13 protein-coding genes and 2 tRNA genes are annotated in these 14,385 nt (G+C 64.6%); 8 read left to right on the top strand and 7 right to left on the bottom strand.

The genetic code is table 11. The annotated features are described in order from the left end of the window. The first annotated feature begins 3 nt into the window (after positions 1–3). A complete protein-coding gene (locus AB2N08_RS21200) occupies positions 4–1,218 on the top strand; it encodes an EAL and HDOD domain-containing protein (RefSeq protein ID WP_367612885.1) in 1,215 nt (404 codons plus the stop codon). An 11-nt stretch (positions 1,219–1,229) separates the two neighbouring features. Here AB2N08_RS21200 and AB2N08_RS21195 read toward each other — a convergent pair whose 3' ends face one another. The 6 genes from AB2N08_RS21195 to metG all read right to left on the bottom strand — a co-directional run bounded on the left by AB2N08_RS21195 (position 1,230) and on the right by metG (position 7,810). After that, entirely contained in the window at positions 1,230–2,024 is a 795-nt protein-coding gene (locus AB2N08_RS21195; protein ID WP_367612884.1) for a PilZ domain-containing protein, read from the bottom strand. Between the two features lie 103 nt (positions 2,025–2,127). Next, positions 2,128–2,967: a pantoate--beta-alanine ligase gene (gene panC / locus AB2N08_RS21190; protein WP_367612883.1), complete on the bottom strand. Its 840-nt coding sequence runs from the start codon at positions 2,965–2,967 to the stop codon at positions 2,128–2,130. Positions 2,968–2,995: 28 nt separating this feature from the next. Next, on the bottom strand, positions 2,996–3,853 hold the full coding sequence (locus AB2N08_RS21185) for a segregation and condensation protein A (RefSeq protein WP_370662443.1): 858 nt from the start codon (positions 3,851–3,853) through the stop codon (positions 2,996–2,998). 14 nt (positions 3,854–3,867) lie between these two features. Continuing rightward, a complete protein-coding gene (locus tag AB2N08_RS21180; protein WP_332531156.1) occupies positions 3,868–4,077 on the bottom strand; it encodes a DUF3460 family protein in 210 nt (69 codons plus the stop codon). Positions 4,078–4,175: 98 nt separating this feature from the next. Further along, entirely contained in the window at positions 4,176–5,492 is a 1,317-nt protein-coding gene (locus AB2N08_RS21175; RefSeq protein WP_367612881.1) for an enoyl ACP reductase FabMG family protein, read from the bottom strand. Between the two features lie 164 nt (positions 5,493–5,656). Then, complete coding sequence (metG, locus tag AB2N08_RS21170) at positions 5,657–7,810, bottom strand: methionine--tRNA ligase (protein ID WP_367612880.1); 2,154 nt, start codon at positions 7,808–7,810, stop codon at positions 5,657–5,659. Between the two features lie 161 nt (positions 7,811–7,971). Here metG and apbC point away from each other — a divergent pair, with 161 nt between their 5' ends. Further along, the gene (apbC, locus tag AB2N08_RS21165) at positions 7,972–9,060 is read left to right on the top strand and encodes an iron-sulfur cluster carrier protein ApbC (protein ID WP_367612879.1); all 1,089 of its coding nucleotides are present in this window, start codon (positions 7,972–7,974) and stop codon (positions 9,058–9,060) included. Between the two features lie 172 nt (positions 9,061–9,232). Here the strand turns inward: apbC and AB2N08_RS21160 are convergent, their stop codons facing one another. Continuing rightward, on the bottom strand, positions 9,233–9,649 hold the full coding sequence (locus AB2N08_RS21160) for a hypothetical protein (protein WP_367612878.1): 417 nt from the start codon (positions 9,647–9,649) through the stop codon (positions 9,233–9,235). Positions 9,650–9,696: 47 nt separating this feature from the next. Here AB2N08_RS21160 and AB2N08_RS21155 point away from each other — a divergent pair, with 47 nt between their 5' ends. From AB2N08_RS21155 to AB2N08_RS21130, 6 genes are all read left to right on the top strand, one after another. Beyond that, positions 9,697–10,581, top strand: a complete 885-nt coding sequence (locus AB2N08_RS21155; protein WP_367612877.1) for a putative bifunctional diguanylate cyclase/phosphodiesterase — start codon at positions 9,697–9,699, stop codon at positions 10,579–10,581. Positions 10,582–10,644: 63 nt separating this feature from the next. Beyond that, entirely contained in the window at positions 10,645–12,006 is a 1,362-nt protein-coding gene (locus tag AB2N08_RS21150; protein ID WP_367612876.1) for an aminotransferase class I/II-fold pyridoxal phosphate-dependent enzyme, read from the top strand. A 131-nt stretch (positions 12,007–12,137) separates the two neighbouring features. Next, on the top strand, positions 12,138–12,605 hold the full coding sequence (locus AB2N08_RS21145; protein ID WP_367612875.1) for an acyl carrier protein: 468 nt from the start codon (positions 12,138–12,140) through the stop codon (positions 12,603–12,605). A 62-nt stretch (positions 12,606–12,667) separates the two neighbouring features. Next, positions 12,668–14,059, top strand: coding sequence for a glutamate--tRNA ligase (gltX, locus tag AB2N08_RS21140; RefSeq protein ID WP_367612874.1), 1,392 nt, complete (start codon positions 12,668–12,670; stop codon positions 14,057–14,059). Positions 14,060–14,150: 91 nt separating this feature from the next. Further along, a tRNA-Ala gene (locus AB2N08_RS21135) sits at positions 14,151–14,226 on the top strand. 83 nt (positions 14,227–14,309) lie between these two features. Continuing rightward, positions 14,310–14,385, top strand: a tRNA-Glu gene (locus AB2N08_RS21130).

The following is a 14,385-nucleotide window of genomic DNA, read 5'->3' as shown; positions in this document are numbered from 1 at the left end:
CTAATGCATCGCACCAATTTCATCGTCCGTGAACCGCTGCTCGATCCCCGCCAGCGCGTTCTCGGTTACGAGCTGTCATGGCAACAGCACGACGGCCGTGTCCCGACCGACCTCGATCTCGAGGGCCTGGTCGGCTTTGTCGCCGAGCACGTCAACCATGAAGACCATGGCTGGCTACTGCGCGACAAGATCCTGTTCCTGGACGCCGTGCCAGCCATGCTATCGACCGACGCGCTGCATGCATTGCCGCCGGAACACACCGTCCTCACCTTCGATATCCGCCAGTTGACCGACCTCGACGTGCGCTCGGCCGTGCAAGCCGTGCGCGCTGGCGGCGTGGGCGTGGCCATCCGCGGTTGCGACCTCACGCTGCTCGGGCGCAACCTGTCGCCGTACGCTTCGCACGTCGAAGTGCGCTTCACTGGCGTCGACGTGGCCGATCAGGCGCGCACTTACGCCAGCGCCAAGCATTCGGCGCTGCGCATGGTCGGGCGCCCGGTGGGCACCTGGGCTGACTTCGACGCCTGCGCCGCGCTCGGGCTCGACGCCTTCGTCGGCAAGCTGCACCTGACCCCGCGGCCCGGCAATCCGGTCAAGGCCCTGAACCCCAGCCAGCAAGTCATCCTGCAATTGATGCAGATGGTGCAGGCCAATGACGACGTGCCCAAGCTCGAAAGCGTGCTCAAGCGCGATCCGGCGCTGACCTACAAGCTGCTGCGCTATATCAATACCGCGGGCTTCGGCGCCGGGCGCGAAGTGCAATCGCTGCGCCAGGCCATCGCGTTGCTGGGCTATGCGCCGCTGTATCGCTGGCTGGTGCTGCTGCTGGCCACGGCCAGTGCCAGCGGTTACTCGCCGGTGCTGATGGAAACAGCGGTCGTGCGCGGGCGCCTTGCCGAATTGCTCGGGCAAAAAGCCCTGGGCAAGGGTGCCGCCGAGCACCTGTTCGTGGCCGGCATGTTTTCGCTCCTCGATCGCCTGCTGGGCCTGAGCATGCAGGAGGTGCTTGACACGATCCAGTTGCCCGACGAAGTCGTCAAGGCCTTGACGAAGCGCGAGGGCAGCTACGGGCCGTACCTGGCGCTGGCCGAGGCGTGCGAACTCAATTCGAACCTGGTGGCGTCGCTGGCGGCGACGCTGGCGCTGTCGCCGTCCGAGGTCAACGCCGCGCATCTGTCGGCGCTGGCCTGGGCCCAGAGCGTGGGCCTGGACGGCTGAGCGGCGGGCGCTCAGCGCCGCAGCGCGCGCCGCTCTTCCCGGCCTGCCGTCACGAAGCGTCCGAGCGTTTGCTGCATCTGCATCGAGATGCTGGCGAAGCTGCAGCCGATCTGCACCTGTTCGCCCAGTAAATAGGTACGAAAAGGGCGCAGCAGCCGCACTTCGAGGTCGGCGACGATCACCAGCGCTGGCCCCAGTTCCAGCCGCACACCCACCAGTTTTTTCCCCACGTGCAGCCCGAAGCACTCTTCGGGCGTGGCGCGCATCCCGACGCCGCCTTCCGAGAAATCATAAAGCGGCAATTCGTACTGCTTGCCGCCAGCACCGAAGCTAGCCATGAAATTGCCGCCGACCGGTGTTTCGACGCGCCGCGCCGATCTCCGGTTGAGGACCAGGCAGGCGTCCGGAAAGGTGGCTGGCACCAGGTGCGGCTCGCCAACGGCGGTATCCCAGTTACTGTCGAGCTCGAATTGCAGCTTGGCGTTGCCGGCGATCGATGCAACCACGGTCGCATGGCCGGCAGGGGGCGGGGTGCTGCCCGTGAAGTCGAGGACAAAATGCGGCAGTTCCGGATCGACCGAGGCGATCCGCGCCAGGATCGGCCCGGCATCGCCGGCATCGCCGGCATCGCCGGCATCGCGGGCATACAGCGTCAACGCGTCGCCGCGCAGCGAGAGGGTGGTCAAGGCTTCGCCGATGTCGAACGGATCGCACATCTGGTGCGGCGCAGCGTTGCCCGGGATGCGGGTGACCGCATCGGCGGGTTTGGGCGGGCCCTTGCGGGCAAGTGCAACGGAGACATTCACGGCGGGTTCCTGGGCGTGATGATGAGATGCTGCTGCCCGGAAGTATAACGTTGTTTGTAACCTTGTTGCAAATAGGAAATCAATCGTATATGTTTGTTATCGATCAAATTTCCAGATTATCGATCAGGCGCGTGTTGCCCAGCTTGGCTGCGGCAAGCACCACCAGCGGCGCGCCGCCGGCCAGGTCGCTTGATGCCGGCGCCTGCAGGTCGCTGCGCTTGCGCACCGAGATATAGTCGGGCTTCCAGCCCCGCTCGGCCAGCGCGGCCATGGCGCGCGCCTCGACCTGCGCGATATCATGGTCGCCCGCGCGCACGCTGGCGGCCACCGCGTTCAGGTGCTGGTACAGCGCCGGTGCTTCGGCACGTTCCGCGTTCGACAGATAGCCGTTGCGCGACGACAGTGCCAGGCCGTCTTCGGCGCGGTACGTTTCGGCGCCGATGATTTCGGTGGGCATTGCGAACTGGCGCGCCATGTTCCGCACGATCATGAGCTGCTGATAATCCTTCTTGCCGAACACGGCCACGCGCGGCTGCACGCACGAGAACAGCTTGGTGACGACCGTGCACACGCCCTCGAAGAAGCCGGGACGGAACTCGCCTTCCAGCGTACTGCCCAAGCCATCGGGCGGGCGCACGCGGTACTCTTGCGGCTCCGGGTACAGGTCTTTCTCGGTCGGCGCGAACAGCACGTACACACCTTCTTTTTCCAGCTTGGCCACGTCTTCCTGGAACGTGCGCGGATACTTGTCGAAGTCTTCGTTCGGACCGAATTGCAGGCGGTTGACGAAGATCGAGGCGACCACCGGGTCGCCGTGACGGCGGGCCAGGCGCATCAGCGACAGGTGGCCTTCGTGCAGATTGCCCATCGTCGGCACGAACGCCGTGCGCAGTTGGCCGCTGAGCTGGTCGCGCAGTTCGTCAATGGAAGAGATGATTTTCATGATTGGATAGCGAGAAAAGAGGCCGGCATCAAGCCGGCGAATAGGCCAGGCGCACGTAAATCGGTGCGAACGGTTCGGCCTGTGTAATTTCAATCAGGGTTTCTTTGGCCAGCTCGAGCATGGCCACGAAGTGGACGACCACGATCGGCACGGTATGCTGGCCCGCGAACAGGTCGCCGAATTCGACGAAGCGTTGCGATTGCAATGCGCGCAGGATGGCCGACATATGCTCGCGCACCGACAGTTCCTGGCGCCCGATCCGGTGATGCTGGGTCAGCTTGGCGCGGCGCAGCACGTCGAGCCAGGCGCGCTGCAAGTCCCATGGATCGACGTCTGGCAGCGGCTGGACCAGGCCCTGTTCGACGAACAGCTCGGGCCGGACAAAGTCACGGCCTTCTTGCGGCACATTGCCCAGTGCGACGGCGGCGGTCTTGATCTGCTCGTAATCAAGCAGGCGCCGCACGAGTTCCGCGCGCGGGTCGCCCGCGTCGTCGATCAATTCATCCTGGCGCTTTGGCAACAGCATGCGTGACTTGATCTCGATCAGCATCGCCGCCATCAACAGGTATTCTGCGGCCAGTTCGAGATTGCTCTTGCGGATCTGCTCGACGTACACGAGGTATTGCAGGGTGACCTGCGCCATCGGGATATCGAGAATATTGAAGTTTTGCCGGCGGATCAGGTACAGCAGCAGATCGAGCGGGCCTTCAAAGGCATCGAGAAAGATCTCGAGCGCATCAGGCGGGATATACAGGTCGTTCGGCAAGCGCGTGAGCGGTTCGCCGTACAGGCGCGCCAGGGTGGCGTCGACCGGCGCAGGATGCGGTATTTCCATGGCGGGCTGAACAGGCACGTCGTGCCCGTCAGCCGCCCCGTCGGGCATCATGCGCGCGTCCGTCCTCAGACCTTGTTCTGGTACGGATAGGCTTGCTGGCGCAGGCGCGACTCTTCGGTGCGCGCCTGTTCGTCGAGCGAGACCGGGGACTTGTCCCACAGCAGCGCGCGGCCGGCCACCTGGCCTGCATCCATTTCAGGGTGCTGTTTCTTCAGTTCCGAGATGAACTTGGTGTGCTCGGATTCGTAGTTCACGTGTTTTTTCGAGAAGATCATGATGGGCTTCGTGGGTGCGGTGGGTGCTATGGGATAAGCGGCTTGAAGACGCCGGCGTCGGGGCAGATTCTTGTACCCCGCGCCGATGGCGTCAAGTGTTACTTGTGCAGCGCGTTCAGCTGGCGCGCGATGATGTCGTGGCTCAGCCACAGCACCGGGGCGATTTTTTCCGACGCGCCATGGAACATCAACGGGCCGGCGCCTTCCAGGACCAGGCTCGACAGGTGGTCGGTGACCAGGGCCTTCTTGTCCTTGTGCAGTGCCGTGATCGCCTCTGACGTGCCGATCATCACGTCGGCGAGGGCCGGCGTGTTGTCCATCGGCCAGGCTTCGAAGTTGCGGAACTCGGCGCTGGTGGCGTCGTTGTTATAGCCCTCGATGGTGTCGAGCAACTGTTGCAGCGACGTGCCTTCGCCCAGCAATTCTTCGCAGATGCGCCATTGCTCATCGGCCCAGGCGCCGCCGCCTTCGCGCTTGAGCGCCACCAGCAGCGGGAACAGCGACAGTTCCACGCCAACAAAAATGTCCGACGAATTCGTGCGAATTTCAGGGCAATTGAACACGGTGGCGGTAATGCCGCCTTTCCAGGCCGCTTCTGCTACCGACTCCAGGCGCATCTTGGCATAGCCCTGCGTGTAGTTGGTATAGGTCTGCCAGTGGTAGTCGCCGCCGATCAGGATCTCGGTACCGTGGTAGCCGTAGGCCGTGTAGCGCACTTCGCCGCCGGCTTGCGTGACGCGGTCGCGGATGGTGGCGGAGGCGTCGATCAGGTATTTGAGCGTGTTGGCCGAGACTTCATCGAAGTTCATCAGGATCAATTTGCCCAGGTCGCTGTCGAGCAGGGCGCGCGAGGACATGAAACGCTCGCCGCGGCCTTTGTAGATGCGATTGGCAATGGCCAAGAAGGCCTTGATCTTCGGAATGCCGCCGGCCATCGTGTGGGCGAAGAAGACATTCGCGCCCTGCGGCACCAGCTTGTCGATTTCAGCCATCACCGTGGCGGCCGAGGTCGTGAAGCGGCGCACGCCGGCTTCGCGGCAGCGCTCGATGTGCGCCCAGTCCAGCTTTTCTTCTTGCCATGTCTTCAGCGTGATTCCGGACAGCATCTCGGTCGGGTTCTTTTCGCCATCCGGCGCGTCCATGTCGAAGCCGGCCATCAGCGGCACGTTGATGATGCGGCCACCCAGTTTTTCTTCGGCTTCGGCCAGTTCGGCAGCATCGAGTGCGCGCAGGGCGCCGGTCTCGTCACGGCGGCCCACGGTGATGCCGACGATCGTCATGCCGGCGGCGCGCGCTTCGTCGATCAGGCCATTCACGTAGCCACGGCCGAACAGTTCGCCGAACAGGACGAACACGTCGCCTTTGCGGAACACGTTGGCGGTCGGGATATGGCGCAGGGGAGTCAAATCGGTCATAGTTCTTGGCTACCTATCAAAAGAGTTTGTAGGGGCGTCTTGTCATAGTTTAAACATGGCATTGTACACCCGGTACCGGCCCCGAAAATCGCGTTCCGGGCCGTGCGGCGGCTGGCGTTCGGCCACGTCAACGTGGTACGCGAAGCCAGCGCCGGCGTGGAAAATCAGCGGATGCGCATGCCTGGCGTGGCGCCCGGCATCGGGTCGAGCAGGTACAGACCCGGATTGGTTTTTTCGTCGGCGGCGGATGCGCACAGCACCATGCCTTCCGAAATCCCGAACTTCATCTTGCGCGGGGCCAGGTTGGCCACCAGCACCGTCAGCTTGCCGATCAGGTCTTCCGGCTGGTGCGCCGACTTGATGCCCGAGAACACATTGCGGTGACGGCCTTCGCCCACGTCGAGCGTCAGGCGCAACAGCTTGGTCGAGCCTTCGACGTGTTCGCAATTGACGATTTTTGCCACACGCAGGTCGATCTTGGTGAAGTCGTCGATCGTGATGTCCGGGGCCAGGGCCTCGATGTCACTCTCGCCGCCAGCCTCGGTGGCCGGCGCTTGCGCTGTCGCAGCGACTGGCGTCGCGACAGGAACTGGCGCGGCGGCCGGCTTGTCGAACAGGTTCTCGACCATCTTGGCATCGACGCGCTGCATCAGGTGCGTGTAGGTGCCGATGGTGCGGCCGAGCATCGATTCGTAGACGGCGGCGCCGTGCGTGTCGGCCCAGCTCAGTTCGGCGTCGCCCAAAAATTCGGCGACGCGCGCGGCCACTTGCGGCAGCACCGGTTGCAGCATGATCGTCAGTTGGCGGAACAAGATCAGCGCGGTGGTGCACACGTCGTGCAGTTCAGCGGTTTTGGCTTCGTCCTTGGCCAGGATCCATGGCTTGTGCTCGTCGACGTACTGGTTGATGACGTCGGCGATTTCCATGATTTCGCGCAGCGCGCGGCCGTACTCGCGCGCCTCGAAGCTGGCAGCCACCGAGGCCTGGCGCTCGGCGCCATCGTGCATCAGCGCCTTGCAGATCCAGTCGCGGCCCAGCGGCGAGACACTGTCGGCCAGCTTGCCGTCAAAACGCTTGGCAATGAAGCCGGCGCAGCGGCTGGCGATATTCACGTACTTGCCGATCAGGTCGCTGTTCACGCGGGCCACGAAGTCGTCGCCATTGAAGTCGAGGTCTTCGACCCTGGCATTGAGCTTGAAGGCCAGGTAGTAGCGCAGCCACTCCGGGTTCATGCCCAGTTCGAGGTAGCGCAGCGGCGAAATGCCGGTGCCGCGCGACTTGGACATTTTTTCATTGTTCACCGTCAGGTGACCGTGCACGGCGACCTTCAGGTTGTCGATGATCGGGTGGCCAGAGAAATTGAGCATCGCCGGCCAGAACAGCAGGTGGAACGACACGATGTCCTTGCCGATGAAGTGCAATTGCTCGGCGGCAGGGTCGTTCAGGAACGCTTCGACATCGAGGCCCTGCTTGTCGAAGTAGTTCTTGAGGCTGGCCAGGTAGCCGACCGGCGCGTCCAGCCATACATAGAAGAACTTGCCCGGTGCATCGGGAATCGGGATGCCGAAGTAGGGCGCGTCGCGCGAGATGTCCCAGTCGGCCAGCTTTTCGCCGGACTCGCCCAGCCATTCCGAGACCTTGTTGACCATTTCTGGCTGCAAGCGGCCCGGGGTGTTCAGCCATTGTTTGAGGAACGTGAAGCAGCGCGGGTCCGACAGCTTGAAGAAGTATTGTTCCGACGGCTTGAGTACGGGCGTGGAACCGGTGAACACCGAGAACGGGTTGATCAGTTCGGTCGGCTGGTAGGCGGCGCCGCAGACTTCGCAGTTGTCGCCGTACTGGTCCTTGGCGTGGCACACCGGGCATTCGCCCTTGATGTTGCGGTCGGCCAGGAACATGCCCTTGACCGGATCGTAGAAACGGTCGACGGTCTTGGTGACGATCAGGCCGGCGTCGCGCAGCTTGCGGTAGATGCCTTGCGAGAGTTCGACGTTTTCCGGCGAATCGGTCGAGTACCAGTTGTCGAAGGCGATATGGAAGCCATCGAGGTATTGGGCGCGGCCGGCGGCGATCTTGGCCACGAATTCCTGCGGCGTGATGTTTTCTTTTTCGGCCGCGATCATGATCGGGGTGCCGTGGGTATCGTCGGCGCAGACGAAATGCACTTCGCGTTTCTGGCCGCCCTGCGCATTGCCTTCGCGCTGCATTCGCTGGAAGCGGACCCAGATGTCGGCCTGGATGTACTCCATCATGTGGCCGATATGGAAGGCAGCGTTGGCGTAGGGCAGTGCGGTGGTGACGAACAGCTTGCGGGTCATGGTTGAAACGCTTCGGTTATATGAAAAGAAGCATTTTACCAGCGGATGGCCCTGTGCGCGCAGGGGGTATTCGGGGTGGTTTGCAACCAACAGGCTGGCCGCCCAGCCGTTTTAGGCTACACTTCGCCCCAATATTAATCGGAGAACACCCGGAGAGCACCATGAGCATTACTGACAACGACATCAAGACTGCATTGGCAGGCGTGATCGACCCGAATACGGGCAAGGATTTCATCACCACCAAGTCGATCAAGAATATCAATATTGACAACGGCCAGGTCACGTTCGAGCTGGAGCTGGGCTACCCGGCCGCCAGCCAGGTCGAGATGCTGCGCCAGATGGCCGCCGGCGCCGTATTGGCCCTGCCGGGCGTCGAAGGCGTGGCCATTCGCGCCTACAGCAAGATCGTTTCGCATACGGTCCAGCGCGGCATGAAGGTCATGCCGAACGTGAAGAACATCATCGCCGTCGCCTCGGGCAAGGGCGGCGTTGGTAAATCGACCACGGCCGTGAACCTGGCCCTGGCGCTGCACGCCGAAGGCGCCAGCGTCGGCATCCTCGACGCCGACATCTATGGCCCGTCGCAGCCGATGATGCTGGGCGTGAGCGGTCGCCCGCTGACCAATGACGGCAAGAGCATGGAGCCGCTGGAAAACCACGGCATCCAGGTGTCGTCGGTCGGCTTCATGATCGATCCCGACGAGCCGATGGTGTGGCGCGGCCCAATGGCCAGCGGCGCGTTGCAGCAGCTGCTCGAGCAGACCAACTGGCGCGACCTCGATTACCTGATCGTCGACATGCCGCCAGGCACCGGCGACATCCAGTTGACGCTGTCGCAGAAAGTGCCTGTCACGGGCGCCGTGATCGTCACCACGCCGCAAGATATCGCACTGCTCGACGCGCGCAAGGGCCTGAAAATGTTCGAGAAGGTCGGCATCCCGATCCTGGGCGTGGTCGAGAACATGAGCACCCACACCTGCACCAATTGCGGCCACACTGAAGCAATCTTCGGTCATGGCGGCGGCGAGAAAATGTGCGCCGACTTCGGCATCGACTTTTTGGGTGCGCTGCCGCTGACCATGTCGATCCGCGAGCAGGCCGATGCGGGCCGCCCGACCGTGGTCGCCGATCCGGATGGCGCCGTCGCCGCGGTGTACAAGCAGATCGCGCGCAAGGTGGCGATCAAGATCGCCGACAAGGCCAAGGACATGAGCAGCAAATTCCCGAGCATCGTCGTCAAGAACGACTAAAGCCAGCTTGCCCGGGCGCCACGCCCAGGCATATTTTTTAGCGCCCGCACGCAACCCTGTTGCGCGCGGGCGTCGTTCATTTCGCATCCCGAAACCGTGTGAGCGTGTCAGTAATTTCCTGCTGACAATCTGTTTGAAAATAAACTCGCCCGGAAACTCCCTACCTACACTTTCAGATTGAGCGCCCGGTATCGCCGTGGCGGGCACGTCTGGAATGGGATTTTTCGATGAGCGACAACACGCTTCGCTGGACCGGTTGCTGCCTGGGCATTGCGCGCCGCGTCGTCCCGGCAGCTTTGCAGCAGGACGCCGCACAGGGCGCGCGCGCCACCAGTGTGGTCAACGCCGCCGTCTGCGCCGGCACCGCCGGGCCGCTGTACGCGCTGGCGTACTGGGCGCTCGGCCTGCACATGGCGGCGCTGGAAGTCCTGCTGTGCAGTGCCTTGATGCTGGCCGCGCTACCGGTACTGCGCGTGAGCGGCAGCGCGATCGCGGCGCGTGACGCGTTCCTGTGCGCGCTGTTCTTCAATTTCAGCTGGCTCAGCTGGCACCTGGGCGGGATCGTCTCGCCAACCGTCAGCTGGCTCATCACCGGTCCGGGCCGCGGCGAGCGGCGCCGACGCCCCCGCGCAGCCGTTGAGCGAACGCCTGGCGCTCAAGAATGGCTTGCGCGATGCGCTGATCCAGGGCCAGCTGTTCATCGAGTACCAGCCCCAGGTCGAGCTGCACGACCGGCGCGTGACGGGCGTCGAAGCGCTGCTGCGCTGGCAGCATCCCGTGTATGGCCGCATCGACCCGGGCCGCTTCATTCCGCTGGCCGAAGAAACGGGAATGATCGTGCCGATCGGTGAATGGGTGCTGCGCTGCGCCTGCCTGCAGAACCGCGCCTGGTGCGCCGCGGGCCTGCCGCCGGTCAAGACAGCGGTGAACCTGTCGGCGCGCCAGATCAAGGAGCCCGGCATGGCCGGCCGCATGCTGGCGATCCTGGCTGAAACGGACATGCCGCCGGCGCTGCTGGAATTGGAAATCACCGAAGGCATCCCGATCGAAGACATGACGGCGAACTGCGCCCCGATTCACCAGCTGCGCCGCGCCGGTGTGTTGATCTCGATCGACGACTTCGGCACCGGCTATTCGAGCCTGAATTATTTGTGCGAGCTGCCGGTCGACATCCTCAAGCTCGACGGCTTGTTCGTGCGCCGCCTGGGCGCGCCCGGAGGGCGTGCGCGCGCCTATGCCATCGCCGACAGCATCGTGGCGATGGCGCATCGCCTCGGCCTGACCGTGATCGCCGAATCGGTCGAGACGAGCGAGCAGCTCGGCGACCTGTGCGCGATGGGCTGCGACGCCGCCCAAGGCCATCTGTTCGACCGGCCGCTGGCGCCGGAGCTGGTGGCGGCACTGCTGGCGCGCGAGCAGGCCCCTGATGCGCCGGGGCCGCGCCTGGCGTTGCCGTTTTCGGTAGCGCCCGAGACATCCTCAATCCCGCCGGCCGCGCCGTCCGCCACGCTGCCGGCGTGACGCTCCCGGCCAGCCACCTTTCCGGTTTTTTTCCGCCATCACCGACCTGCCCAGGAGCATGCCGTGCACAATGAATCCATCCCCTTCGATCCAGCACGCGACCCGATCGCCCTTGGCATGTCCGGCGCGCTCGATGGCAACGTCGCCCGCTTCGCGCAGCCGCGCGGCCCCGACCTGCTGCGCCGCAGCGGCGCGCTCGACGCCTGGGTGACGCTGCGCATGCGTCACGGCGTCTGGCCGTACGCGCGCGTGCCGGAAGGCGCGCCGGGGCCGGTGGCCGAGGTAGCCGAGCACAATGGCCAGGCCACGCGCGGCATCAATTTCGCCTCCCACGATTATCTGTCGCTGGCCGCCCACCCGGCCGTGCACGAGGCGGCCCGTCGCGCGCTGTGCGACGCCGGCCCGCACAGCGCCGGCTCCGCCGTCTTGCTGGGCAATACGGGGCATTCGCAAGTGCTCGAAGCGGCGCTCGGCGCGCTTCTCGGCCTGGAACAGGTGGTGTTGTTCCCGACCGGCTGGGCCGCCGCCTTCGGCGCCATCACGGCGCTGGTGCACGGGGCCGACCATATCGTGATCGACACCCTGGCCCACGCCTCGCTGCGCCAGGGTGCGGCCGCGGCCACGCGCAACGTGCTGGTGCACCGCCATCTCGACTGCGACCACGTGCGCGAGCAGCTCGCCCGCATCCGCGCGGCCGACGTGGTCAATGGCATCCTGGTCGTGACCGAAGGGCTGTTCAGCATGGATGCCGACAGTCCCGACCTGCCGCTGCTGCAGCACCTGTGCCGCGAATACCGCGCCACGTTGCTGGTGGACGTCGCGCACGATCTCGGCGCGCTGGGCCCGGGCGGCGGCGGGGTGATGGCCAGCCAGGGCATGACGGGGCGGATCGACATCGTGATGGGCAGCTTGTCCAAGACCTTCGCCACGAATGGCGGTTTTGTCGCCTGCGCCGAACGGTCGGCGCGGCGCCAGTTGCAACTGTTCGCCGGACCGCACATGTTTTCCAGTGCGCTCTCGCCGGTGCAGGCGGCGGTGGCCACGGCGAGCCTGGGCATCGCCACCTCGGCCGTGGGCGACGCCTTGCGCGCCGACCTGCTGCGCAATGCCGTGGAACTGCGCGCGCTGCTGGGGGCAGCCGGCCTGCATTGCCTGGGCGGGCCATCACCGATCGTGTCCGTCTGGACCGGCTCGGAAGCCTCGGCGCGCGTGGCCGGCATGCTGCTCGCGCAAGAAGGCGTGTTCGTCAACCCGGTGGAATTTCCTGGCGTGCCGCTGGGCGCCGCGCGCCTGCGCCTGCAACTGATGGCGCAGCACGCATCTGGCCAGTTGCGGCGCGGCGCGCGCCTGGTGGCCGACGCCTGTACCCGTGCCGGGGCCGGGCGGCCGGCCCGCGCCATGGGCCAGGAGCGTCATCGTGGCTGAGGGTGAGCCGCAGCAGTACCGCAGCCAACCATTGACCCCCACGCGCTGGCCTTCATCCAGTACACGTCAGGCTCGACGCGGACGCCGCGCGGGGGGGGGGAGAGGCCAGTCATGCCAATCCGGCAGCCAACGTGGTGGCGATCGAGGCCGCGTCCGGCCTCGATGCAGCCAGCGTGATGGTCAGCTGGCTGCCGCCGTTTCACGACATGGGCCTGGTCGGCAGCATCGTGGCCCCGGCGGCGGTGGGTTTTCGTTCGGCGCTGATAGCCTGGCGGGCGCCGGAACAGGGCGACTGCCCGCCCGATGCGCCCGGCGTTGGACTGCTGCTGGCCCACGATACGCGGATGCTGGTGCGGCGCTGCCTGTTGTACGGCTTGCAGGATGCGGGTCTCGAGACGCTGGACGATGATCAGGCGTTTGCCGACGCCGGCCTCGACTCGTTGTCGGCGATGCCCGTAACGCTGGAATTCGAGCGCCAGCCTGGCCTGACGATCAATTCGGCACTTCTCCATGAATATCAAACGGTGGCGACGCTGGCGGCGTATCTCGATGCGCGTCGGGTCGGCGCCGCCGCTGCTGCGGGCGCGGCGCCAGGCTGACCGGTGGTGCTGGCCGGCCGGGCATCGGGGTAGAATACGCCTTTTACCTGATTGCTTCCGCCATGACCGTCCGCACCCGTTTTGCTCCCAGCCCGACCGGCTACCTCCACGTCGGCGGCGCGCGCACCGCGCTGTATTCGTGGGCCTACGCCCGCCACTTCGGCGGCACCTTCATCCTGCGCATCGAAGACACCGATCTCGAACGCTCGACGCCGGAAGCCGTGCAAGCCATTCTCGAAGGCATGAAGTGGCTGGGCCTGGAGCACGATGAAGGCCCGTTCTACCAGATGCAGCGCATGGACCGCTACCGCGAAGTGGTCGCCGGCATGCTCGAGGCCGGCACCGCCTACCTGTGTTACTGCGCGCCCGACGAAGTCGAGGCGATGCGCGAGCGCATGCGCGCGGCCGGCGAAAAACCGCGCTACGACGGTACCTGGCGTCCGGAAGCCGGCAAGACCTTGCCGGCCGTGCCGGAAGGCGTCAAGCCGGTAGTGCGCTTCAAGAATCCACTTGATGGCGAAGTAACGTGGACCGACGTGGTCAAGGGCACGATCACGATCGGCAACAAGGAGCTCGACGACCTGGTCATCGCGCGCCCGGACGGCACGCCGACCTATAACTTCTGCGTCGCGGTCGACGACTGGGACATGAAGATCACCCACGTGCTGCGCGGCGACGATCACGTCAACAACACGCCGCGCCAGATCAATATCCTGCGCGCGCTCGGCGCCGAGCTGCCGCTGTACGGCCACCTGCCGATGATCCTGGGCACCGATGGCGCCAAGCTGTCCAAGCGCCATGGCGCCGTGAGCGTCATGGATTATCCGGAACAAGGCTATCTGCCGGAGGCGATGCTGAATTACCTGGCGCGCCTGGGCTGGAGTCATGGCGACGACGAAGTGTTCTCGATGGCGCAGTTCACCGAGTGGTTCAACCTGGAACACCTGACTGCCTCGGCGGCCCAGTTCAATCCTGAAAAACTCAACTGGCTGAACAACCACTACATCAAGGCGGCTGACAACGAACGCCTGGCTGCGCTGGCGAAGCCGAAGCTGGAATGCGACGGCGCCCGCTTCGATGGCGCGCCAGCCCTGCCGACCGTGCTGGGCCTGATGAAAGAACGCGCCAACACGATCAACGAGCTGGCCGATTCGGCCATGCTGTTCTACCGCGATCCGCAGCCGGACGCCGAGCAGCTGGCGCTGCACCTGACCGAAGCCGTGCGCGCGGCGCTGGCGCTGTTTGCCGAACGCTGCGCCACGGTGGAGTGGAACAAGGCGGCGCTGGCAGCCATGATCAAGGAAGTGCTGGCCGCCCACAGCCTCAAGATGCCGCAACTGGCCATGCCGCTGCGCCTGCTGTTGACGGGCCAGTTGCAAACGCCGGCGATCGATGTGGTGTGCGAGCTGTTTGGCCGCGACGTCGTGCTGGAGCGCGTGCAGAAGGGGCTGTAACACGGCAGGGTGGACACCCTGTTGCAACGTCTCAAAACGTTGTTTGCGAAATGCAAGGGTGTCCTATATAATGCTCGCACTTCAGCGCTGCGGGGGTATAGCTCAGCTGGGAGAGCGCTTGCATGGCATGCAAGAGGTCAGCGGTTCGATCCCGCTTACCTCCACCAACTCTGAAGTGTGGCAGTGGTTTTGTCGCAGTAATGTGAAGCAGTAAAATAGTAGTTGCAAGTGCAGTAATCGGTTGTTCACGGTCCCCATCGTCTAGAGGCCTAGGACATCACCCTTTCACGGTGAGTACCGGGGTTCGAATCCCCGTGGGGACGCCA

The organism is Massilia aurea (genome assembly GCF_040790145.1).
Lineage (GTDB): Bacteria > Pseudomonadota > Gammaproteobacteria > Burkholderiales > Burkholderiaceae_D > Telluria > Telluria aurea_C.
This window is presented reverse-complemented; position numbering and strand designations above follow the sequence as displayed.